The sequence below is a fragment of the Kribbibacterium absianum genome (genome assembly GCF_030067705.1).
In the GTDB taxonomy this organism is placed as follows: domain Bacteria; phylum Actinomycetota; class Coriobacteriia; order Coriobacteriales; family Atopobiaceae; genus Kribbibacterium; species Kribbibacterium absianum.
In genome coordinates, this window is the sequence record NZ_JASJEX010000004.1 from 242924 (window position 1) to 264460 (window position 21537).

A 21537-nucleotide genomic window follows, 5' to 3' on the forward strand; every position below is an offset into this window, starting at 1 on the left:
ACCACACGCAGAAAGGGGCCATCCATGGCCATGGAGAAGGTCACGGTCGCCGGCGGCGGGGTGCTCGGCAGCCAGATCGCGTTCCAGAGCGCCTATTGCGGGCTCGACGTCACCATCTGGTTGCGCAGCGAGGGCTCGATCGGCCGCACGGAGCCCAAACTGGACCGGCTGCTCACGGACTACCTCGCCGACATCGACGCGATGGAGGCGGCACTCACCGAGGCGCGCGAGACCGGCGAGGCCGTCCCTGCCAAGGTCTGGGCGCTCGGCATCGCGGACACGGACGACTTCGACGCGGACGCATGCCGCGAGAGGGCCCGCCATGCCCGTGAATCGCTCAAGCTGGAGCTGGACCTGGCCGCGGCCGTGGCGGACGCCGACCTCGTGATCGAGTCGATGGCCGAGCAGGAGGAGGCCAAGGTCGAGTTCTTCAAGAGGCTCGCGCCCCTCATGCCCGAGAAGACCATCGTGGTCACCAACTCCTCGAGCCTCCTGCCGAGCAAGTTCACCAAATGGACCGGGCGCCCCGAGAAGTACCTGGCCCTCCACTTCGCGAACACGATCTGGCACAACAACATCGCCGAGGTCATGGCCCAGGACAAGACGAGCCCCGCAAGCTTCCAGGCCGTCGTGGACTTCGCCGCGAGCATCCGCATGCAGCCGCTGCCGGTGCACAAGGAGAAGGCCGGCTACCTGCTCAACTCGATGCTGATCCCGTTCCTGTTCTCCGGCATGGACCTCTACGTGAACGGCGTGAGCGACCCGGAGTCCATCGACACCGCGTGGGTCCGCGGCACCGGCGCGCCCAAGGGCCCGTTCCAGATCCTCGACACGGTGGGCCTCGTGACGGCGCTCAACATCGTGGAGCCCTACTGCAAGGTCCCGGGGTTCCTGGCGCCCTACAACTTCAAGGGCATCCGACAGATGCTCAAGGAGAAGGTCGACGCCGGTGAGACGGGCAAAGCGGCCGGTCAGGGGTTCTACCGGTACTGAGTCGAAGCGCCGAGAGCGGAGGGGCAGAGCGGCGACGTCCTCGTTCTGCACTTTCCCGCCGAGAAGTGCAGAACCACACGTTGCGTCTGTGCTTTCGGCGCGCTCGGGACACCGGAACTACAGAACGAGGCGGGGCGCCCCAGACGCCCCGCGCTCGCCTCCCGGTGCGCTTCGGTGGCTAGAACCCTGCGCGCAGCACGATCTTGTCGGCGTCGCCGGTCTGGCCTGGCTTGATGACCACCTCGCCCTGGTGGATCGCCTTCACCGGGCACACCAGGTTGCAGAGCTGGCAGCCGACGCACTTGTCGTGGTCGCAGCTGGGCCTTCTGGTCTCGTCGTTCCAGACCATGGCCTGGTGCGCGCCGTCATAGCAGCTGATCACGCAGCGGCCGCAGCCCACGCAGACGTCCTCGTCGATCTCTGGGTACACCACGTAGCTGCGGTCGAGGTCCTCGGCGGGGATGATGTTCGCGTTGGCCAGGCCCACCAGCTCGCTCAGATGGTGCACGCCCTGGCTCCTCAGGTAGTGCTCGAGGCCGTCGATCATGTCCTCGACCACGCGGTAGCCGTACTGCATGACGGCGGTGGTCACCTGCAGCGTCGTCGCGCCGACGAGAAGGTACTCGGCCGCGTCGATCCAGGTCTCGATGCCGCCGATGCCCGAGATGGGCACGTCCTTGAGGTCCGGGTCGTCGCGCATCTGCTGGATGAACCGCAGGCCGATGGGCTTCACGGCCTTGCCGGAGTAGCCGCTGATCGACGACTTGCCGTCCACGATGGGCAGCCCCACGTGCTGCTCCAGGTCGATGTTGGTGATGGACTTCACCGTGTTGATGGCAGAGATGGCGTCCGCGCCGCCGCGCACGCAGGCCTTGGCGGGCACGCACATGTCGGTGATGTTCGGGGTCATCTTGGCGATGACGGGCAGCGTCGTCCCGCGCTTCACAGCCGCCGTGTACCGCTCGCAGAGCTCGGGGTTCTGGCCGGTGTCGGAGCCCATCGCGTGGCTCGTCATCTGCGGGCACGAGAGGTTCATCTCGAGCATGTCCGCGCCGGCCTCGGTGGCCCTGCGCGCGATCTCGGTCCAGTCCGCTTCGGAGGAGGCCATGATCGACGCGATGAGCACCTTGTGCGGGAACTCGGCCTTGAGGCGCCGAATGTCGGCGAGGTCCTGGTCCAGCGGGTGCTCGGCGATCTGCTCCATGTTCTTGAAGCCCACGAACGGCGTGCACTCCTTTTGGAGCTGGTCGAAGCGCGGCGACACCTCGTTCACCACGAAGCTGTCGAGGTGCAGCGTCTTGTACACGACGCCGGCCCAACCCGTGCGGTAGGCCTTGGCGCACATGTCGTAGCAGTTGCCCACCGGCGAGGAGGACAGGCAGAAGGGGTTCTCAAAGTGAACGCCCAAAAAGTCGACCGAGAGGTCCTCGTGCTGCTTCATGCTACTCGCCCCCCTTCGTGAGGAACTCGTCGATGGCCTGGGCGGCCTCCTTGCCCTTGCGGACCGCCCACACCACGGTCTTGTCGCCTTGGGCGATGTCGCCCGTGACGAACACGCGCGGGTCCTTGGTGGCGGGCCCCGCCGTGGCAACCTCGTTGCCGTGCATCGCCACGTCGAGGTCGAGCCCGGAGACTTCCACACGCTGGCCCACGGCGCCGATGATGAGGTCGGCCGTGATGGTGAGCGTGGCGTCGAGGACGCGGTGCTTGAAGGTGACGGTGCCGTCGTGCGCCTCGACCGGCACGTAGCCGTCGATCAACGTGACGCCGGCCGCCTGCGCGCCCCGCAACTCCTCCTGGGAGCACAGGAACTCGCAGCTCTGCTCGTAGATGACGTCCGTGACGTTGGCCACGCCCATGCGCTTGAGGGAGGTCGAGACGTCCATGGCGACGTCGCCGCCGCCGATGACGAGCACGTTGGCCGGCAGGTCCATCGTGCCCTTGCTCGTGCGGGCGAGGTCGAGGAACTCGAGTGCGCTCACATGGCGCGGGTCGTCCTTCAGGACCGGCAGCACGAAGGGCTTCTGGAAGCCCGGGTCGACGAGGACCGCGTCGTACCTCTCGAGCAGGTCGCGCATCGAGCAGTGGTCCCCCTCGACGTCGTCGGAGGTGACCTCGAAGTCGCAGGTGATCGTCACGCCGAGACCCACGATGCGGTCGATCTCGCGGGCGACGACGTCGTCGGGCAGACGGTAGGCCGGGATGCCATGAGCGAGCATGCCACCCGGTGTGGACCGGCGCTCGAAGACGTCGACGACATGGCCGGCCTCGCGGAGACGGGCGGCCGCAGTGAGGCCGGCAGGGCCAGAGCCCACGATGGCGACCTTCTTGCCCGTGTCGGCGCCCGGCTCCATGACCTCGAGGTTGATGGCGGCCTCGTAGTCGGTGGCATAGCGCTGGAGGCCACCGATGTCGATGGGACGGTCGATGCCGGACCGGGAGCACCCGCGCTGGCAGTAGCGTTCCGTGGGGCACACGCGGGCGCAGACGGCACCGAACGGGTTGTTCTCGCGGATGGTCTCCGCAGCGCCCTCGGTGTTGAGGAACCGGATCGAGCGGATGAACCTCCCGGGATCCGTTCCGGCCGGACAGTCCTGGCTACAAGGGGCGTCGAGGCACAACAGGCACCGCGACGCCTCCTCCATGGCAGTGGCGGGAGTGTACGCGCACTTCCACTCGGTCTCGTAGAGTCCTTGCATCTTTGACCTTCCATCCGTGGCTCAAACCCGTTTGAAACAGGGGGATGCCTACAGGTCAAAGCTGCCCTGCCGTGCCTTTGGCCATGCTTCAAGTCTGTCAGCGGTGGCGGTGCGCGGATAAACGGCGCAACTACGTTAGGACAGGTTTACTGGCCGTCGTCTGGCGCCGCGCATTTCACGACAGCAAAGGTGGGCTCCGGACGTGCGGAATAGCGGGTTTCTCGGGACATGCCGGACAAGGGCCCATCGCGCGTGCGGGATGCGGGGTTTCACGGCGGCGTGGCCGATAGAGCCGCATTGTGCGCGCAGGATGCGATGTTTCCTGGCTACGCGACCGATAAGCTCGCATTGCGCGCGCAGAATGCCAGCAAATCCGGCGTGAGGGGGCTGCGGCGCCACAGAACCTGGCACCCAGCCCAATAAGCCCGCATTATGCGTGCAGGATGCGGGCAAACCTGGCGGCCTGACGGAAAAGGCCGCATTGTGCGCGCAGGATGCGGGGTTTCTCGACCACGTGCCAGACAAGACGCAGCCTGTCCGGCGGTGTCATGGCGCCCTGCCGGAAAAGCTCGCATTGCGCGCGCAGGCTGGAGGCAAACCCGTCGGCGTGGCCGATAGGACCCCGTCTTGCGCGCAAAATGGGAGCAAACCCGGCTCGGGAGCTCGCTGCCCCGCTGCGCGCTACTTCTGATAGAAGGCCTTCGCGGTGGACCCCGGCGCGCTCGAACCCTTTGGGAGCACCTTTATCTGGATGCCCTCCAAGCGCTTGCCGTAGCCGGCGCTGCCGCATTTGGCGCCGTTCTGAGCCCAGCCGGTCCAACCAAAGGTCTGGCAATGGACGCGATAGTACACGTCGTACCGCTTGGCTAGCTCGCCGGTCAGCTTGATCTGCACCGCCTCGAGACGTTTGGACCGGCCGGACGTCCCGACAAGGCCACCCTCGGGCACCCAGTCCCTCCAGCCGTAGGTCTGCACATGTGCGTTGGCTTGAATCGAGCCAGAGAACGGCGCGTTCACGAGCTTGACCTTGATGGCCTCAAGTCGCTTGGCCTTTCCCTCGGTACCAGCCGTTGCGCCGTTCTGCACCCAATCCATCCACCCAAAAGTCTGAGCGTGAGCCTGATAGGTCACGGTCACCGGAGCATAGTAGACGCTGTCGGTCTTGCCGGGAGCGGCCTGCCCCTTGGGCACCAGCTTCACCTGAAGCCCTTCGAGGCGCTTCGACATGCCCTCTGACCCGCAAGACGCACCGTTCTTGGCCCACCCAGTCCAGCCGAAGGACTGCACGTGCGTGCGATAGTAGACGTCATAGAGCTTCTCCAACTCGCCGGTCAGCTGGATCTGCACTGCTTCGAGACGCTTGGACTGTCCGCTCGTGCCAGCGAGGGTGTCGGGCCCAACCCAATCCTGCCAGCCGTAAGTCTGCACATGCGTGCGGATCCGGACGTTCTTGCTCAACGAATCCGGCAGGTTCTCCAACCTGATGTTCACAGCCTCCAAGCGCTTGGACTCCCCGACGGTGCCGGCCGTGGCGCCATCTTTGACCCAGCTCATCCACCCGTAGCTTTGAGCATGGGCGCGATAGGTCACGGACGGCTTCGGCACTGTCCACGTGTTGCTCACGCTCCGGCCGGACGGCAGCGTGCCGGTGACCTTGACCGTGCCCGGGGACTTGGCCGTCACAACGCCCTTGGCATCCACCGTTGCGACCGCGTTGTTGGAACTGGTCCACGTCACGCACGAAGGGTCGATGCGCGCATACGTGTTGAGGCCGTCGACGGTGCCAATGCCATACTCGTGCTGAAACGTGTCCCCGATCCGCAGTGTGGACAGGTATACCCCGGGGTCCATGTTGAGGTTGAGACCCTGAGACGTGCCGCAGACGTCGTAGCTCAGCTCGACAGACCGGGTAACGGTCTTCGCGCTCGTCGCCGCACTCGCAGAAGACGAGCCGCTGCTGAAGCACTGGACCCAATAGATCGGATTCCCGGTCCAGCTGAAGCAGCCGACACCGATGGATTTGTAGCTGGCATTGAGGATATTGCCTCGGTGGCCAGGACTCTCCATCCAACCCTTCACGACGGCCTGGGCAGTGCCGTATCCGGCGGCGATGTTCTCTCCCATGCCGTAGTACGCGTGACTCTCCGGCCACGCGGTGAAGCAACCGGCACCGTTCGGTCGGTCGTGCGAGAACAAGAACCACAACTCAGCGCTGCGCTGCATCGCCGTATCGGTCAAAGCCGCGTCGAGCACGAGCGGGGCGACGCCGACAGCCGCACGCTCCCTGTTGACGAGCGCGACGACCTCCTGTGCCACGTTGTACAGGTCTTTGCCGGTCATCTTGACGGTCTCGTTTGCGCCGATAGCGGCCGGCGCGGGAATCGCAGCCGGGTCCTCGGTCGCAAGAGCCTCGCCGAGGCTGGTGGTAGCCCCGGGTTCCCCGATCCAGCCTTCCTCGGCCACCGCTATGCGTGGGGTCGCGGCCACGATTACCGCCAAAGCGATAGCCCAGAGGCCACTTAGGAAACGAATGGACACGTGCTTTCGCATCTCACATCCTCTCACGAAACTATTTCAAGCTTCGTCATGGTACCTGAGGCGCGCTTTAACTCAAATCGACATCTCGAGATGAATTGGCGAACGATACGCATCGGCAGGCACAACCGTCAGCGACGGGCCATGGAGGGTCAAGTCTACTGGCTGCCATCTGGGGTCAAGCATCTCGTGGCCGCGAAGGCGGGAGGCGCCGAGCAACGGAGTTCTCAGTGCGTACCGGATGAGGCCCCCATCCTGCGTGCGGGATGCGAGGTTTTCTGGCGGCGTGGCCGATAGAGCCGCATTGTGCGCGCAGGATGCGCGAAAAACCGGCGGCCTGACGGATAAGCTCTCATTGTGCGCGGTATGCCGGCAAAAGCCGGCGCGAGGGGGCCGCAGCGCCACAGAACTCGGCACCCGGTCCGAAAAGCTCTCAGTGTGCGCGCAGGATGCGCGAAAACCCGGCGGCCTGACGGATAAGCTCTCATTGTGCGCGCAGGATGCGATGTTTCCTGGCTACGCGACCGAAAAGCTCGCATTGTGCACGCGGGATGTCAGCAAACCCGGCACGACGAGCCCGCCGCGCCACAAAACCCCGCATCGCGCTCGCAGGATGCGGAGTCTCCCGGCAACATGCCGCATGAGAACATCGCCCGTCGCGCCGTGCTTCTAGCCTCTAGTGCCCCTTGATGGAGTCCAGGAACTCCTGCGCCCGCTTGGTCTTGGGGTGCGTGAAGAACTCCTCGGGCGCGCCCTCCTCGATGATGGCGCCGTCGGCCATGAAAACCACGCGGTCCGCCACGCGGCGTGCGAAGCCCATCTCGTGCGTCACGACCACCATCGTCATGCCGTCGCGGGCCAGCCCCACCATGACATCGAGCACCTCGTTGATCATCTCGGGGTCGAGGGCGCTCGTCGGCTCGTCAAAGAGCATCGCCTTGGGATGCATCGCGAGCGAGCGAGCGATGGCCACGCGCTGCTGCTGGCCACCGGAGAGCTGTGCGGGCACCTTGGCCGCCTGTTCCTTGACACCCACGCGGTCGAGCAGGACGAGCGCCTCGTCCTGAGCCTGCTGCTTGGGGGTCTTGAGCACCTCGACGGGACCCATCGTCACGTTGTCGAGAATCGTGCGGTGCGCGAAGAGGTTGAAGGACTGGAACACCATGCCGATCTCCGCGCGCACCTCGGCGAGCGCCTTGCCCTCCTGCGGCAGAGGCCGGCCTTCGATGAGGATTTGGCCCGAGTCGATGGTCTCGAGCCGGTTGATGGTGCGGCAGAGCGTCGACTTGCCAGAGCCGGAGGGCCCGATGATGACGAGCACCTCGCCCTTGTCCACGGTCAGGTTGATGTCCTTGAGCACGTGGAGGGGCCCGTAGTGCTTGTTGACGTCCTTGAGCTGGATAACGGGCGTCTGGGCGGTGTCGGTCATGACTGCTCCTCGGAAGTGGCGCGCCAAAGGCTCACATCCCTGTGGCGCGGAGTGGTTCTCGGCTTAGACGGGGTTCTCGTTCGTGCGGCCTATCACCCTAGTGCCGGACTGGCGCGCTAGGCGCACGGACAGCTCGTTGATCGCATAGTTGACGAGGATGTAGATGATCGCGATCACGAAGTACACGGACACAAGCGCGTCGTAGTTGGTGATGAGCACGCGGGCGTTCTGCAGCATGTCCGGGTAGCTCACCACGTAGCCGAGCGTGGTGTCCTTGACCACGACGACGAGCTGGCTGATGAGCGACGGGATCACGATGCGCATGGCCTGCGGCAGCACGATCTTCAACAGGATGCGCGTGCGCCGCATGCCCAGCGAGTATGCGGCCTCCCACTGGCCCTTGGGCACCGCGTTCACGCCGGCGCGCAGCACCTCGGCGATGACACCGGAGGCCGTGAGCGTGACCGGCAGGCAAATCATCCAGAAGCTCGTCATCTTGACCCCGTACTGCGGCAGCACGAGGAAGAAGAAGTAGATGAGCAGAAGGCTCGGGATGCCGCGGAAGAAGTCGATGACGACGCGGCTCACCATGGCGAGGGGCCTGTGCGTGGAGATGCGCCCGAACATGAACACCATGCCGAGCAGCAGGGCGAGCACGCCGGCCGTGACGGCCACCCCGATGGTGCCGAGGAAACCCCTGCCGAGGAACGCCCAGGTGGTCCCCTTGAGGAAGAACGACCAATACTTGGGGTCGAGCTGCCCCGTCACGCAGAACCGGTGAATCACGAGACCCACGAGCGCCGCAACGAGAACGAGCGAGACGCCCGTGAAGATGCGGATGCGCCGGAGGGTGTGGGGGCCGGGCTCCTCGTAGAGCGCGTCCCGCATCGACATCACGTCAACTGGTGCGCTCATCGGATGATCCTCACCTTCTTGTCGATGCGGTTGCCGACGAAGCCGATCACAAAGGCGGTGCCGGCGTAGGCAAGGGCCGAAGCCACAAAGGGCGTGATGCCGCCCACCGTGCGCGTGTTGATGTACGAGACGAGGCCGGTGAGCTCGGGCGGCTTCATCGGCGTCTGGGACGCGAGGGCCGTGGTGAGCATGACCGCGATGAGCAGGTTGGTCATCGGCAGGATGGCCGAGCGCACCGCCTGCGGCACCACGATCTGGCGCAGGATCTGAGTGAACGTGAGGCCGAGCGAACGGGCGGCCTCGATCTGGCCCACCCCGATGGTGTTGATGCCGCTCATGAGGTTCTCGGACCCGAACGCCGAGCCCACGAGCACCACCGTGACGATCACGCAGGTGCGGTAGTCCCACACCACGTTGAGGTTGGGCAGCGCGTAGACGACGAACACCAGAAGCGAGATACCGGGGATGTTGCGGAAGATCTGGACGTACAGGTCCCCCACCACGCGGAGCGGCTTCACGGGACAGACGCGCAGGACCGTGACGAGCAGGCCCAGGACCATCACACCGAGGAACGAGACCGCCGTGAGGCTCCAGGTGGTGAGCAGCGCGGTGACGTACATGCCGCCATAGGTGGCAAGAAGCTCCGAAAGGGGCATCAGCCCTCCTTAGGTTTTCAGCTGTACCGTCGGTCTATCGTAGCCCTCCCCGCCCACGCTCCGCCCGTGAGACAGTTCAAAGAGACGAGATCGTCTCAGATCGTCTCATGCGCAAAAAAGGGGGCCACCTGCGCGACCCCCCCAGACACATGCGGGCTTACCCGTTCGTGCGCGTGGTGATCTCCGGGGGCACCGGCACGTCCGTGCTGCCGGTGCGGTCGCCGATCGTGATCTGCCAGAGCTTGCCCCAGTCGCCGTTGTCCTCGATGACCACGAGGAAGTCGTCGCAGAAGTCCACACCGTCGGAGCCCTTGGGCAGGCCGATGCCGTAGGGGTCGATGGGCCCGAAGACCTCGCCCACGACCTTGTACTTGCCCGGGTTCTTGACGATGGACCCGCGGTTCATCGAGTCGTCGAACACGTAGGCGTCCACACGGCCCTGCTCCAGCGCCGCGCGCGCCTCCTCGTCGGTGCTGAACTCCTGCACGTCGGCCTCCGGCGCGTACTCCTCAAGGAGCTGGGGACCGGTGGAGCCGGACTGCGCGGCGACGTTCTTGCCCGCGAGGTCCGCGAGGGACGTGACCTCGGTGTTGCCCTCGGTCACGAGGATCGAGTACTGGCTCGTGTAGTAGGGGCCGGCGAAGGAGATGACCTCCTGGCGGGCGTCCGTGATCGTGTAGGTGGCGAAGACGACGTCCACCTGGTCGTTCTGCAGCACGGACTCGCGGGTGTCGGAAGTCACCTGCACCAGCTCCACGTTGTCCTGAGAGCCGGTGATATAGCGGGCCAGCAGCTGGTACAGGCCGGCGTCAAAGCCGTACACCTTGTTGTCGGTGTCGTCGAGCAGGGAGAAGAGCGTGGAGGTGCGCGTGCACCCGACGCGGAGCTTGCCGTTCTTCTTGATCTTCGAGGCCCACTCGGAAGCCGCGATGGTGTCGTCGGAGGCCACCGGGCCGGACTGGATCAACTGGTCGTAGGCGGCCTTGTCGATCGAGACACCGGCGGCGGCGTCAGACCCGCTGCCGTTGGTGCCGTTGGAGGAATCGTCACTGGAGCAGCCCGCGAGACCTGCCGCTGCAAGGGCGGACCCGAAGGCGGCAAGGAACGAGCGCCGATCGAGGTTGGGCATGGATGTGCTCCTTTCGGGTAGGGCGTGTCGCCGGGTGGCGAGCTACCGACTGCTTTAGGATGCGCCACTTCAGAGCTGAAAGCGTCGAGAAACCAGCCTTTTCAGGAGACGACGCGCCAACTCGTAACACATAATACCTACTTGTGGGTAGGAGTTACCGCTCAGAAAAGGGCGGGCACCCTCCGTCACGAGTGACAGTGGGTGCCCGCCCATTGGTCTCACGAATCGCACAAGCGCGGATTACTCGGCGTCCTCCACAACGACGTCCTCGGCCTCGACCTCAGCCGGCGTGTCGAGCGGCTGCACCTCGACCTCGAACCCGAGGGTCTCGGCGGCGGCCTTCATGGAGAGGGAGATGCGACGACGGTCGAGGTCGATCTCCATGACCTTCACCTGCACCGGCTCGTTGACGGCGGTGACCTGCGAAGGCTGGTCCACGTGCTGGCGGGCCATCTCGGAGATGTGCACGAGGCCCTCGATGCCGTCACCAAGGTCGACGAACGCGCCGAACGGCACGAGCTTGGTCACGCGACCCTCGACGATGGCGCCCACCGGGTACTTCTTGACGAGCGTGCGCCAGGGGTCCTCGGTGGTCTGCTTGAGGCCGAGCGAGATGCGCTCGCGGTTGAGGTCCACGTCGAGCACCTGCACCTCGACCTCCTGGCCGACCTTGACGACCTCGGAGGGGTGGTTCACGTGGTTCCAGGAGAGCTCGGAGATGTGGATCAGGCCGTCGATGCCGCCAAGGTCCACGAAGGCGCCGAAGTCCACGATGGAGGACACGGTGCCCTTGAGGCGCATGCCGGCCTGCAGCTTGGACAGGATCTCGGAGCGCTCGGCCTTGCGGGCCTCCTCGAGCACCACGCGGCGGGACAGCACAACGTTGTTGCGGTTGCGATCCATCTCGATGACGCGGGCCTCGATGCGGGTGCCGAGATAGGCGTTGAGGTCCTTGACGCGACGGAGGTCGACCAGCGACGCCGGCAGGAAGCCGCGCAGGCCGATGTCGAGGATCAGGCCGCCCTTGACGACCTCGATGACCTCGCCCTCCACGTTCTGGCCGTTGTTGAAGAGGTCCTCGACGCGGTTCCAGGCGCGCTCGTACTCGGCGCGCTTCTTGGAGAGGATCAGACGGCCGTCCTTGTCCTCCTTCTGGAGCACGAGAGCCTCGATGGTCTCGCCCAGGGCGACGAGGTCCTCGGGGTTCGCGTCCTTGCGGATGGAGAGCTCGCGGACAGGAATGACGCCCTCGGACTTGAACCCGATGTCGACCAGCACCTCATCGCGCTCGATCTTCACGACCTCGCCGGTGACCAGGTCGCCCTCATCGAACTTGGTGATGGTGCCGTCGATGAGGTTGTCCATCTCCTCGTCGGCGATGTCCTCCAAGGAAAAGACGGACGAGTTCTGAATCTCACTCAAGAGTGGACCCCTTTCGAACTAACGGGGCCCCGATGGTCATGATCATCGCCTGCAGAGCGCGTGCTACCTTGAGGAACGCTCGACGTCTGAATTACATGCTCGGGGGCCAACAGATACGGTACATGGGCGTCCGACCCATGCGTGCTTAAGAGTACCTTCTCTGGTTGCACTGTTTCAAGCCGAAACCGTGCAAATCCACAGGCCGATTCCGGTGAGAGGCGCCCGGGCGCTAAGCTCGAAACCCAAGGGAGAGGCGGATACCGTGGCGACGATACAAGAGGTTGCGAGCGCCGCCGGCGTCTCGGTGGGCACCGTGTCCCGCTATTTGAACGGGTACCAGCTCAAGCCGGCCAACGAGGAGCGCATCGAGCGGGCCATCGCCGCGCTCGACTACCACCCCAACTCCCTCGCGCGGTCGTTGCGCCGGCAACGCTCCTGCACGGTCGGGCTGCTCGTCAACAACATGCTGAACCACTTCGCGACGAGCGTCGTGGCCTCGATCGAGCGCGAGATGGAGCTGCACGACTACACGATCATGCTCTCGGGCTTCCGCAACGACCACCATGTCTTCGCCGAGAAGCTCCGGCTGCTGCTGGACCGCCAGATCGACGGCCTTATCGTCTTCGAGACGGACGAGGGCTGGGACGAGCTGCGCCTGTTGGACGAGGTGCAGATCCCGCTGGTGTTCGTGGGATCGCCTGTGCGGTGTCCGCGCGCGGACCAGGTGCTCGTGAACGACCAGCCGAGCGCCGAGCGCGTGATGGCCGAGATGATCGCCTGCGGGCACGACCGTCCGGGCATAATCTGCGGCCCCCAGCGAGAGCACGTGGCCCGCGAGCGCCTCAACGGCTGTCTCGCGGCGATCGACGCCGCCGGCCTTCCCCGGCGACAGGCGACCGTCATCGAGGGGGGCTACTCGCGCCAGTGCGGCTACGAGGCCATGAACGCGCTCCTCGTCGCGGGCGTGGACGCGGTCTTCTGCTGCAACTACGGCACGGGCCAGGGTGCGCTGCAGGCCGTGTCCGAGCGAGGCCTCCGCGTCGGCGAGGACCTGAGCTACGCGTCGTTCGACTACTTCGACCTGAGCCCGCTCTTCTACCCGCGCATCACGACCATCTGCCCGCCCTCCCAAAAGATCGGCACCTACGCGGCCCGGCATGTGCTGGAGCTGATCGACCACGAAACGCTCGGCACCGGGCGGCGCGAGACCTTCGCCGACCAGATCCTCTGGCAGCCGTCGATCATCGGGCTGGACCGGAGCCTCTGGGGCACGGCGGAGAGCCTGGACGTGCGCGACGCATAGAGCCCGCACCCGACACGACCCGACGGGTCACGTCCTGGTGCGGGCTCGATCGCAGCGCCGGCACGGTCAGCGGCGCGAGGCCGCCAGGATGGCCTTCTCGGCCACGATCTTGAATGTCTCCGCGCTCATCAGCTGGTCCTCGGTGTGCACGAGGAGGATGTCCACGGGCACATGCTGGCCCTGGGCCTCTTGCGTGACCATTTGGGCGTGGGCCGCGTGGGCCTCCTGGAAGAAGGCGTCGCCCTCCCCCACCTTGGCCTCCGCCGCAGGGATATCGCCTGCGATGGCCAGGTCGACAGCCTCGATGAAGCAGCTCCGGGCCATGCCCGTGTTGGCGATGATCCCAAAGCAGGCCACCTGTTGGGCCTCCCGGCGCTCGGCCGCGTCATCGACGACTGGCGCGTTCTCCTCGTTCATTGGTCCTCCTGTCCGGGCTGGTGGCTGTCGCGGTTCGCGAGGATCCAGCCCTCCATCTGCTGCAGGCCCTGCCTCACGCGCTTCTGCGCGCGCCGGCCGTACAGGAACCCGGTGACCGCTGCGTTGGCGCGGCCCCAGCGGCCCGTCGTCTCGCAGCGCTCCTCGTAGCTCACCTGGGTCCCGGGCGCCTCCCCCGCAAGCGCCACCAGCTCGTAGCGGATCGTGTTCACGGTGCCCGGGGCCTCGAAGCGGGCCTCGTAGATAGCGCGACCGTCGTGCGGTCGCTCCAGCCCCGTCACGCTCACGCGCACCGACTGCTGGCCACCCATCTTGGTCCGCAGGCTCTTGCGATAGCTCGTCCCTTGGCGCACGTTGGCGGCGCTGCGCTTCTTGCCGGTGGCCTCCTCCCAGTCCCAGGCCACCGACGCCATGAGCCGGTCAAAGAGCTCATCGGGGGTGACCGCGAGGGTGGTCTGGAACTTCATGGGAGGCCTCCTTCTCTGCGGGTTTCTCAGGGAGCGGCGCTACGCTTCGCGCTGCTCGGGCTCGCTCTTCAGCAACTGTCGGTTCGCAAGGAGCACGAAGGGTGTCCAGATCGCGAACGAGATGCCCAGGTTGAGCAACGCGACCAAAGCCGCGAGCACGTTGCCGCCCGTCGCGAAGAAGGCGTAGAGGCCCACGGGCATGATCCAGGGCACCTGGATGAAGCAGGGCGGGATGACGCCGGAGTAGGTGAAGAGGAGGGCCACGACCGTGGTGATGACCGGCACGAGCACCCACGGGATGAAGTAGAGGGGGTTCAACACGATGGGCATGCCGAAGACCATCGGCTCGTTGATGTTGAAGACGCCCATGGGGGCCGACATCGCGGCGATGGTGCGGGAGTCCTTGCGCTTGGAGAAGAGCAGGATGGCGATGATGAGCCCGAGGGTGATGCCGGTGCCGCCCATCATCGTGTAGGCGTCAAAGGAACCGCGGGTCCAGAGATAGGGCATCTGGGCGACGTCGTGGGTGGTGTTCCAGACGTTGAGGTTCTCGAGCAGCGCCGGGGTGTAGATGCCCTCGAGCACAGGCGCCATCACGTTGGAGCCGTGGATGCCGAAGAACCAGAACAGCTGGATCAAGAAGTTCACGAGGATCACGGCGAGCGGGCTCTGGGACATGCCGAGGAGCGGCTGCTGGATCAGGACGCTGATGAGGGCGTTGGGGTAGTCGCCTGTGGCGCTGACGCAGACCTGGGTGACGATGGCGCTCGCGTACACGGCAGCCACGCCAGGAATGATGGCCGCGAAGGCGTTGGACACCGCAGGCGGCACGTTCTCGGGCAGCTTGATCGTGATCTTCCTCAGGGTCAGCCACACATAGATCTGCGTCGAGAGGAGCGCGAAGATCAGGCAGGTGAAGAGGCCGGAGGCGCTCGTCAGGGCGGTGGAGATCATGCCGGAGCCGGTGGCCGCGAGGGTCACGCCCGTGTCCGTCGCCGTCACTGCAAGGCCGGCGGCCTGGAGCGGCGCGATCTGGTCGGCGCCCACGCCGGGCAGCAGGTAGTCGAAGGCGGGGCTCATGTTCATCGTGCAGATGACGGCCGAGAGGGCGATCACGCCGCCGGCCACGGCGTTCACCTGGTAGGACCGCGAGAGGTAGTACCCAAAGGTGAACGCGAACGCGAGCCCGAGGATCGCGAGCGAGCCGTTCCACACGACGCCGTTCACTGCGATGATGGGCGCGCAGGCGGCGGTGAACGCGTTGCCGTCGCCCCACCACATCGTGGGCAGGTCGCGCAGGAACACGTTGAGCAGCGTGGCGATGGAGCCCACCATCGTGATGGGCATGATCGAGATGAAGCCGTCGCGGATGGCGACCAAGTGGCGCTGGTTGCCGATCTTGGTGGCCACGGGCATGAACCGGTTCTCCATCCAGTCCATGAACCCGGTCATAGCGTGTGCCATGAGCAGTCCTTTCGTGCCAGGGGCGCCAAGGCCCCGCCAGTGGGTCGACGGGCGCACGCGCCCGTGGGGCCGGAATCAGCCGACGAGCGCAAGGGCCTGGTCGAGGGCCTTCTCGCCGTCCATGGTCCCGTAGGTGACCATGTCGATCACGTCCACCGGGACGTCGCCGGCCACGGCGCGCATCTTGTCTGCGAGGAAGCGCACCTGGGGGCCGAGCAGCATGACGTCCGCCTGCTTGACCTCCTCGGCGGCCTTGGCGTCCGCGACGGCCCAGATCCGGGCGTCGAGGCCGCGGGCGCGGGCGGCGTCGCTCATCTTGTTGACGAGCAGGCTGGTGGACATGCCGGCGGAGCAGACGAGCAGGATGTTCATCGGGTTCTCCTTTCCGAGAGGCGCGCGGGCGCCGAGCTGGCCGGGGCTAGAGCAAGAAGCCGAAGTGCTTCCAGGACGTGAGGCACGGCAGGAGCAGGCGCTCCCCCGCGCCCAGGTGCCCCACCACGTTGCGAGTGCCGTCGTTGGGCATCGAGCGCCGAACGATCTGGAGCTCACCGGCGTAGCGGGCGGAGCTCTCGTTGACGATCACGACATCGCCCTCGACGAGCGGCCGCGTGTCGTGGGCCGGGAAGGCGCGGCCGGCGTAGGCCACGCGGGACATGGTCGAGCGGAAGAGGTACGGCGAGAGGTCGCCACGCACCTGGTGTGGAAAGCCCGAGAGGATCTCCAGCTCAAGGTCCGTGTCCTCCTCCGAGAGCACAGGGCGCAGCGTGACCCGAGCGGGGTCGAGGGCCGCGACGGTGGCCAGCTCCCGGTCCGTGGGGTAGCAGTCCGAGACCAGGACGTCGTCCACGAGCCCGGTGGCCTGGAGGTGCCGCACCTGCAGGTCGAGCGGCAGGTCCCGATGGCACTCGAGCGTGGGCAGCCCCTCGTGAAGCGGCCAGGGGCCAAAGGCGCCATGGTCGGTGCACCCGACAAAGGCCGCCAGCGGCACATGCGCGTCACGGAAGGGTTGGCTGACCTGCTCGAAGAACCCGAGGTCAAGACCGCAGTACGGCTGCGGGTAGAAGTTGTGGCAGGCCTGCAGGCGGCGGCGGTCCGGGTCGTTCGCGAGGACCGCGGGCAACAGGCCGTCGTTGACGCTCGCATTGAGCTCGACGGAGAGGCCCGCGCCGTTGTGCGTGAGGGCGGCCACCTGCTCGCCGGTGAAGGCCTCGTCGAGGCGCAGGCAGTCGACGTGCATGGCCTGGAAGAGGGAAAGGTCGTCCGCCGCGAGGCCGAAGCGCGAGAAGACTGAAGGGGCGACGTCGACGGTCACCGCCATGCCGCGGGCATGGGCGGCGTCGCTCAGCGCACGGTACTCGCCCTCCACGGTGGCACGGTCCGCCTCGGCGGAGAGCAGGCACGTGAAAACGCGGGTCGCGCCCGCAGCGCTCGCGCGGTCGAGGTACGCGAGGGTGTCCTCGGGGCGCGCGTGTTCCGGATAGATGGAGATGCCCAAGGCCATACGGCGGCTCCTTGCTCGTTGCGGTTTGGTATTGAATCGATTCAATTCTATGCTCGATTGCTGAGGGCAGGCCGCTTCGGTGTGCCGGTGCACGCGATGGTTCATTCCAGAACCCATACTTGAATCGTTTCAATTCGTGGCTCCACTCTAGCGTGGGGAGCACGGAATCGAAGGGACGCTCCGCGAGCGGTCGGCATCCGGCGACGAGCGGCACGTCTCGGTGCCCCGGGCCCGCCGCTCCCCTACCCGCAGAACCCCTCGTCCTCGAGCAGGTCCTCGCCCGTGGCCGCCTCGACCGCCAGCCGGTCGCAGCGCTCGTTGAGCTCGTGGCCGGCATGGCCCTTGACCCAGAGGAACGTGACCCGATGTCCCTCCTCGGCCTTGGCCATGCGCTCCCAGAGGTCCCGGTTCTTGACGGGTTTCTTGTCGGCCGTCTTCCAGCCGCGCTTCTGCCAGCCCTTGATCCAGCCCTTGGTGTGGGCGTTGACCACGTACTGGGAGTCGCTATGCACCGAGACGGCGCAGGGGCGCTTGAGGGCCTCGAGCGCGGCGATCACCGCGAGCATCTCCATGCGGTTGTTGGTGGTCTCGCGGAAGCCCTGGGACAGCTCTTTTCGGAACTCCGTGCCGTCGGGCGCGGTGTAGAGCAGGACGGCGCCGTAGCCGCCCGGGCCGGGGTTGCCCCGGCTCGAGCCGTCGGTGTACACGATCACGTCGTCCATGGGGCCCCTCTCCTCCCGCGTGCGGCTGTCCACTCTAGCGCACGGGGCCTCCTCGCCGCTTATGATGTATGTCACCAGGTTTGATTCAGGAGCCGTCGAGGAGCGGCTCCTCCACGAGAAGGGACCGCCATGGCCAATCGTTTCGTCCTCAACAACGTCTCCTACCACGGCTCGGGCGCCATCGCCGAGATCCCGGGCGAGCTTTCGCGCCGCGGCGTCGAAAAGGTGCTCGTGGTGACGGACCCGGACCTCGTGAAGTACGGCGTGGTGGCCAAGGTCACCGACCTGCTCGACGAGGCCGGCATCGTGTACGACGTCTTCTCGGACGTCAAGGCGAACCCCACGATCCAGAACGTGCAGGACGGCGTGGCCGCGTTCGAGCAGTCCGGGGCCGAGGCCATCGTCGCCATCGGCGGCGGCTCTGCTATGGACACCGCCAAGGGCGTCGGCGTCATCGCGAACAACCCGGAGTTCGCGGACGTCGTGTCGCTCGAGGGGGTCGCACCCACGTCCAAGCACGCCGTGTTCACGATCGCCGTGCCCACCACGGCCGGCACCGCGGCCGAGGTCACGATCAACTACGTGATCACCGACCCCGAGCGTGTCCGCAAGTTCGTGTGCGTGGACGTGAACGACATCCCGGAGGTCGCGGTCGTGGACCCGGACATGATGGCCACGATGCCGGCTGGCCTCACCGCCGCCACCGGCATGGACGCGCTCACCCACGCCATCGAGGGCTACACGACGGCCGGCGCGTGGGAGCTGTCCGACATGTTCCACCTCAAGGCCATCGAGCTCATCTCCAAGAACCTCCGCGACGCAGTGGCCGAGGCCAAGAGCGGCGAGCCGGGGGCCGGCCGCGAGGGCATGGCGCTCGGCCAGTACGTGGCGGGCATGGGCTTCTCGAACGTGGGCCTCGGCATCGACCACTCGATGGCGCACACGCTGTCCGCGCACTACGATACGCCCCACGGCGTGGCCTGCGCGATGCTGCTGCCCGTGGCGATGGAGTTCAACAAGCCGGTGATCCTCGACCGCCTGGCCGACGTGGCCGTGGCGATGGGCGTGGACACGACCGGCATGACGACCGAGGAGGCCGCAGACGCCGCCATCGACGCCGTGAAGCAGCTCTCCGCCGACGTGGAGATCGCACCCACCTGCGCGGCGCTCGTCGAGGAGGACCTGGACCAGCTGGCCGACGACGCGATGGCCGACGCCTGCTTCCCCGGCAACCCGCGCCCCGCGACCAAGGAGGACGTGGTCGGGCTCTTCCGCAAGGTGATGCCGTAGAGACCACCCGAGAGAGCCGTTTGTCCACGTGGCGCCACAAGGCGGGACGGACGTGCCGCACGCGGTTGTCCCGCCATTTCTGAAGAATCGGTGAAACCAGGCGGCGGCGTTGAAATCAAATACTGCACCGCACTGGCCTTCCCATCGGGAGGGCCAGCTTTTTTCGGCGGGTTTCTGGCCCCCGGTGGGTCAGATTGGTGTCAGTGAATGGCAAGGCTCCCAGCGCAGGGTGACGGCTCACCCCGTCGAGAGGAGCCGCCATGTCCCTGATCGTCACCGGCCTGTGGGCCCACGCGCTGTACTGCTGCTGCGGGTACGCGATCCAGCCCGTCAAGACGCGCGAGGCGCGACGCGCGCTCGCACAATCCGACCACTACGAGGAGGACCTCGCGCTCTTTGCCTGCACCCAGGCGATGAAGTTCTCGACGCCGCTGGCCTTGACCCTGAACGCGTGCCAGGAGGGCCACCGGCCGCTCTTCCTCGGGTCCGACCTGCCCGAGGGAATCGAGGACTTCCCGTTCCCGCCCGTCGAGATCCTGGTGAAGGAGGATGCCGCTCCGCTGGAGGACCCGTCCGCCGCCTGCCACGTGGCCCCCTTTCGTGGAACGGCCGAGAAGGTCCTCCGGCGCCTCGCGTTCAACGGCCCGCGCCGGAGGTGGCCCGAGATCTACGTGACGGCGCCCGAGTACCAGTTCGTCCAGGCGGCGCAGCGGCGGAGCCCCGTGCAGGCGGCGCTCATGGGCGCGGGGCTGAGCGGCTTTTATCGGGCTCGCCCAGACTACCCGGAAGGGTGCACGGCTCCCGAGGACCCGCTGATGACCAAGGAATCGGCCACGCGTTTCATCGCCGCATGGCCCGACGCCGACGAGGCCGAGAAGGCCCGCTCCGCGCTGGCGATCATGCCCGAGCGCGCACGGCTCGCGCCCATCGCCTCCACCGCGCTGTTGCTCTGTCTGCCCGAGGAACAGGGCGGTTACGGATTGGAATGGCCGGAGCTTAGCGCCAAGCCGGAGCTCACGCCCGAGGCCCGGGAGGTTCTCGACAACGGAGGCACCAAGGACGAGGTCAGCGCGGCCTTGGGCGTCGATGTGCTGCACGTGGGGCTCGAGGACTTCGAGACCGTGGAGGGGCTGGACCGTCTCGTGCAGGAGCACCTGGCGCCCGCGTTGGGCGCGGGCAAGCGGCATCCCAATCGAGAGAAGCAGCGGGCGCTGCACCGTGAGGTGATGGGCCCGCACTGGTGGTGGTGAAGGGCCGACCCCGCTCACATTGCAACTGTGACTGACATCGCAACTCTCAGAGCTGTGGCGCTCAAATCCGCCATCCGAGCCGCCAGGAAGGCAGGTTTCGTCCCTGGTGAAATCAGAGTTGCAATGCCAAGCAGCTTCAGAACGCCAATCTCAAACCGCGGCCCGAAAGGGGTCTCATGACAACCATCCTCGGCGGCATCGTCGCCCATGGCGCGCTCGTGACCCAGCAGCCTTTGGTGCCCGTGAGCAGCGAAGAGGCGCGCGACGCATGGGCGGAATCCCGAGTGTCCCTCAAGGGGCTCAAACGCCTCAAGAAGTCCCGGCTGCTCGATGCCGTTCTGCCAGTGACAAGGGCTCTCCTGGGTGCACCGTCGCTCCAGAAGGACCAGATACCCCTGAACCTGTGGGTCGACTGCGTCCGCAAGTCCCACGCCTCCAAGAAGGCCGAGATCCACGCCCGGCCCCAGCAATGGGCCGGGCGCTCGCTCCTTCGACTGTGGCCTGAGGCCGGAGAGCCCTTCTCGAAAGACGGGGTCTACATCGCGTCGCCTGAGCTGCAGTTTCTCGAGGCAAGCCGCCGACTCGGCATCATTGAACTCGTCCTTCTCGGAAACTGGATGTGCGGCAGCTATGAGCTCCGGCCGGACCTTTCGTGGGGCTTCCTCTCAAAGGAGACCGCATGGACCACGAAGGCGAGCCTCGAAGCCATGGTCGCAGGACTGGGACGCACGCGCGGTCTGCGCACCGCGCGTGAAGCTGCCCCGCTCCTGACCGATGGATGCGCGTCGCCGGAAGAGGCCGCTCTTGCCCCGATTCTCGGGTGGATGCCTGAGTTCGGGGGGTACGGGTTGGACGGCTTCTCGGTCAACCCCACGATGAGCTTGACCGAAGCGGGACGGCGCGTCTATCGAAGGACAACCGCGAGACCGGACTTCTTCTACCCCGCGTCATGGTTCGATGTGGAGTACGACAGCGGTCTTGGGCACCGAACTCCCGAGAGGATGGCCTCCGACGTCAAACGACGATCGGCTCTTGAACTCTCGGGCGTCAAGCTGCTCCCGCTGGTACCGGAGGTGCTCTACGACAAAGGCGCCATGGACGAGTTCGCCAGGAGGCTGGCCGAGAGACTGGGGCGCAGCTACCGTGCACCCGATCTGCCTGCCCAAACAGAACTCCGCCGTATAGGGCTCGGGACGCACCTCTTTTGGTGACCGAACAACACATTGCAACTCTGGGCAGGTCTCATATTGGGCATTTGGAGTGTCGAAGCTCTGGAACCGCCATCTCAGGCGCTAGATGGCGGTTCCAGAGCACTGCTCGTTCAGAG

At 66.2% G+C, this 21537-nt stretch carries 19 protein-coding genes; 5 read left to right on the forward strand and 14 right to left on the reverse strand.

What is annotated here, in order from left to right; genetic code table 11:
- Nucleotides 1-24 precede the first annotated feature (24 nt).
- Complete coding sequence (locus QJ043_RS08990) at nt 25-993, forward strand: 3-hydroxyacyl-CoA dehydrogenase (RefSeq protein WP_283713371.1); 969 nt, start codon at nt 25-27, stop codon at nt 991-993.
- Nucleotides 994-1171: 178 nt separating this feature from the next.
- Here QJ043_RS08990 and preA read toward each other — a convergent pair whose 3' ends face one another.
- The 8 genes from preA to rpsA all read right to left on the reverse strand — a co-directional run bounded on the left by preA (nt 1172) and on the right by rpsA (nt 11778).
- Nucleotides 1172-2434, reverse strand: a complete 1263-nt coding sequence (preA, locus tag QJ043_RS08995; protein ID WP_283713372.1) for an NAD-dependent dihydropyrimidine dehydrogenase subunit PreA — start codon at nt 2432-2434, stop codon at nt 1172-1174.
- Between the two features lies 1 nt (nt 2435).
- The gene (locus QJ043_RS09000; protein WP_283713373.1) at nt 2436-3692 is read right to left on the reverse strand and encodes an FAD-dependent oxidoreductase; all 1257 of its coding nucleotides are present in this window, start codon (nt 3690-3692) and stop codon (nt 2436-2438) included.
- 681 nt (nt 3693-4373) lie between these two features.
- Nucleotides 4374-6242, reverse strand: coding sequence for a CAP domain-containing protein (locus tag QJ043_RS09005; RefSeq protein WP_283713374.1), 1869 nt, complete (start codon nt 6240-6242; stop codon nt 4374-4376).
- A 661-nt stretch (nt 6243-6903) separates the two neighbouring features.
- Nucleotides 6904-7656, reverse strand: a complete 753-nt coding sequence (locus tag QJ043_RS09010; protein ID WP_283713375.1) for an amino acid ABC transporter ATP-binding protein — start codon at nt 7654-7656, stop codon at nt 6904-6906.
- A gap of 63 nt (nt 7657-7719) precedes the next feature.
- Nucleotides 7720-8571 (reverse strand): amino acid ABC transporter permease, encoded by an 852-nt coding sequence (locus QJ043_RS09015; RefSeq protein ID WP_283713376.1) that lies wholly within the window; start codon nt 8569-8571, stop codon nt 7720-7722.
- Nucleotides 8568-9227, reverse strand: coding sequence for an amino acid ABC transporter permease (locus tag QJ043_RS09020; protein ID WP_283713377.1), 660 nt, complete (start codon nt 9225-9227; stop codon nt 8568-8570). The genes QJ043_RS09015 and QJ043_RS09020 overlap by 4 nt, the downstream gene beginning before the upstream one ends.
- Nucleotides 9228-9384: 157 nt before the next feature.
- The gene (locus QJ043_RS09025) at nt 9385-10356 is read right to left on the reverse strand and encodes a glutamate ABC transporter substrate-binding protein (protein ID WP_283713378.1); all 972 of its coding nucleotides are present in this window, start codon (nt 10354-10356) and stop codon (nt 9385-9387) included.
- 240 nt (nt 10357-10596) lie between these two features.
- Entirely contained in the window at nt 10597-11778 is a 1182-nt protein-coding gene (rpsA, locus tag QJ043_RS09030) for a 30S ribosomal protein S1 (protein WP_283713379.1), read from the reverse strand.
- Nucleotides 11779-12040: 262 nt separating this feature from the next.
- On the opposite strand from rpsA, the gene QJ043_RS09035 reads away from it, so the two are divergent.
- The gene (locus tag QJ043_RS09035) at nt 12041-13081 is read left to right on the forward strand and encodes a LacI family DNA-binding transcriptional regulator (RefSeq protein ID WP_283713380.1); all 1041 of its coding nucleotides are present in this window, start codon (nt 12041-12043) and stop codon (nt 13079-13081) included.
- Between the two features lie 66 nt (nt 13082-13147).
- Here the strand turns inward: QJ043_RS09035 and QJ043_RS09040 are convergent, their stop codons facing one another.
- From QJ043_RS09040 to rnhA, 6 genes are all read right to left on the reverse strand, one after another.
- On the reverse strand, nt 13148-13498 hold the full coding sequence (locus QJ043_RS09040) for a PTS sugar transporter subunit IIA (protein WP_283713381.1): 351 nt from the start codon (nt 13496-13498) through the stop codon (nt 13148-13150).
- A complete protein-coding gene (locus QJ043_RS09045) occupies nt 13495-13983 on the reverse strand; it encodes a DUF3284 domain-containing protein (RefSeq protein ID WP_283713382.1) in 489 nt (162 codons plus the stop codon). The genes QJ043_RS09040 and QJ043_RS09045 overlap by 4 nt, the downstream gene beginning before the upstream one ends.
- A gap of 39 nt (nt 13984-14022) precedes the next feature.
- Nucleotides 14023-15447, reverse strand: a complete 1425-nt coding sequence (locus tag QJ043_RS09050) for a PTS sugar transporter subunit IIC (protein WP_283713383.1) — start codon at nt 15445-15447, stop codon at nt 14023-14025.
- A 75-nt stretch (nt 15448-15522) separates the two neighbouring features.
- Nucleotides 15523-15819, reverse strand: coding sequence for a PTS sugar transporter subunit IIB (locus QJ043_RS09055; RefSeq protein WP_283713384.1), 297 nt, complete (start codon nt 15817-15819; stop codon nt 15523-15525).
- Nucleotides 15820-15865: 46 nt separating this feature from the next.
- Nucleotides 15866-16948: a DUF871 domain-containing protein gene (locus QJ043_RS09060; RefSeq protein ID WP_283713385.1), complete on the reverse strand. Its 1083-nt coding sequence runs from the start codon at nt 16946-16948 to the stop codon at nt 15866-15868.
- Between the two features lie 242 nt (nt 16949-17190).
- On the reverse strand, nt 17191-17670 hold the full coding sequence (gene rnhA / locus QJ043_RS09065; protein ID WP_283713386.1) for a ribonuclease HI: 480 nt from the start codon (nt 17668-17670) through the stop codon (nt 17191-17193).
- A 129-nt stretch (nt 17671-17799) separates the two neighbouring features.
- Between rnhA and fucO the strand changes: the two genes are divergently transcribed.
- The 3 genes from fucO to QJ043_RS09080 all read left to right on the forward strand — a co-directional run bounded on the left by fucO (nt 17800) and on the right by QJ043_RS09080 (nt 21421).
- Nucleotides 17800-18960, forward strand: a complete 1161-nt coding sequence (gene fucO, locus QJ043_RS09070; protein ID WP_283713387.1) for a lactaldehyde reductase — start codon at nt 17800-17802, stop codon at nt 18958-18960.
- Between the two features lie 260 nt (nt 18961-19220).
- Entirely contained in the window at nt 19221-20210 is a 990-nt protein-coding gene (locus QJ043_RS09075; RefSeq protein ID WP_283713388.1) for a hypothetical protein, read from the forward strand.
- 176 nt (nt 20211-20386) lie between these two features.
- The gene (locus tag QJ043_RS09080; protein WP_283713389.1) at nt 20387-21421 is read left to right on the forward strand and encodes a hypothetical protein; all 1035 of its coding nucleotides are present in this window, start codon (nt 20387-20389) and stop codon (nt 21419-21421) included.
- The last annotated feature ends 116 nt before the right edge of the window (nt 21422-21537 follow it).

Bases quoted from the DNA above. Each gene is read 5' to 3' on its own strand.
- QJ043_RS09040 (WP_283713381.1), bottom strand. From the start codon at position 13,498: ATGAACGAGGAGAACGCGCCAGTCGTCGATGACGCGGCCGAGCGCCGG.
- QJ043_RS09075 (WP_283713388.1), top strand. From the start codon at position 19,221: ATGTCCCTGATCGTCACCGGCCTGTGGGCCCACGCGCTGTACTGCTGC.
- QJ043_RS09025 (WP_283713378.1), bottom strand. From the start codon at position 10,356: ATGCCCAACCTCGATCGGCGCTCGTTCCTTGCCGCCTTCGGGTCCGCC.
- QJ043_RS09080 (WP_283713389.1), top strand. From the start codon at position 20,387: ATGACAACCATCCTCGGCGGCATCGTCGCCCATGGCGCGCTCGTGACC.
- QJ043_RS09020 (WP_283713377.1), bottom strand. From the start codon at position 9,227: ATGCCCCTTTCGGAGCTTCTTGCCACCTATGGCGGCATGTACGTCACC.
- rnhA (WP_283713386.1), bottom strand. From the start codon at position 17,670: ATGGACGACGTGATCGTGTACACCGACGGCTCGAGCCGGGGCAACCCC.
- QJ043_RS08990 (WP_283713371.1), top strand. From the start codon at position 25: ATGGCCATGGAGAAGGTCACGGTCGCCGGCGGCGGGGTGCTCGGCAGC.
- QJ043_RS09060 (WP_283713385.1), bottom strand. From the start codon at position 16,948: ATGGCCTTGGGCATCTCCATCTATCCGGAACACGCGCGCCCCGAGGAC.
- QJ043_RS09015 (WP_283713376.1), bottom strand. From the start codon at position 8,571: ATGAGCGCACCAGTTGACGTGATGTCGATGCGGGACGCGCTCTACGAG.
- QJ043_RS09000 (WP_283713373.1), bottom strand. From the start codon at position 3,692: ATGCAAGGACTCTACGAGACCGAGTGGAAGTGCGCGTACACTCCCGCC.
- QJ043_RS09045 (WP_283713382.1), bottom strand. From the start codon at position 13,983: ATGAAGTTCCAGACCACCCTCGCGGTCACCCCCGATGAGCTCTTTGAC.
- preA (WP_283713372.1), bottom strand. From the start codon at position 2,434: ATGAAGCAGCACGAGGACCTCTCGGTCGACTTTTTGGGCGTTCACTTT.
- fucO (WP_283713387.1), top strand. From the start codon at position 17,800: ATGGCCAATCGTTTCGTCCTCAACAACGTCTCCTACCACGGCTCGGGC.
- QJ043_RS09055 (WP_283713384.1), bottom strand. From the start codon at position 15,819: ATGAACATCCTGCTCGTCTGCTCCGCCGGCATGTCCACCAGCCTGCTC.
- QJ043_RS09010 (WP_283713375.1), bottom strand. From the start codon at position 7,656: ATGACCGACACCGCCCAGACGCCCGTTATCCAGCTCAAGGACGTCAAC.
- QJ043_RS09005 (WP_283713374.1), bottom strand. From the start codon at position 6,242: ATGCGAAAGCACGTGTCCATTCGTTTCCTAAGTGGCCTCTGGGCTATC.
- QJ043_RS09050 (WP_283713383.1), bottom strand. From the start codon at position 15,447: ATGGCACACGCTATGACCGGGTTCATGGACTGGATGGAGAACCGGTTC.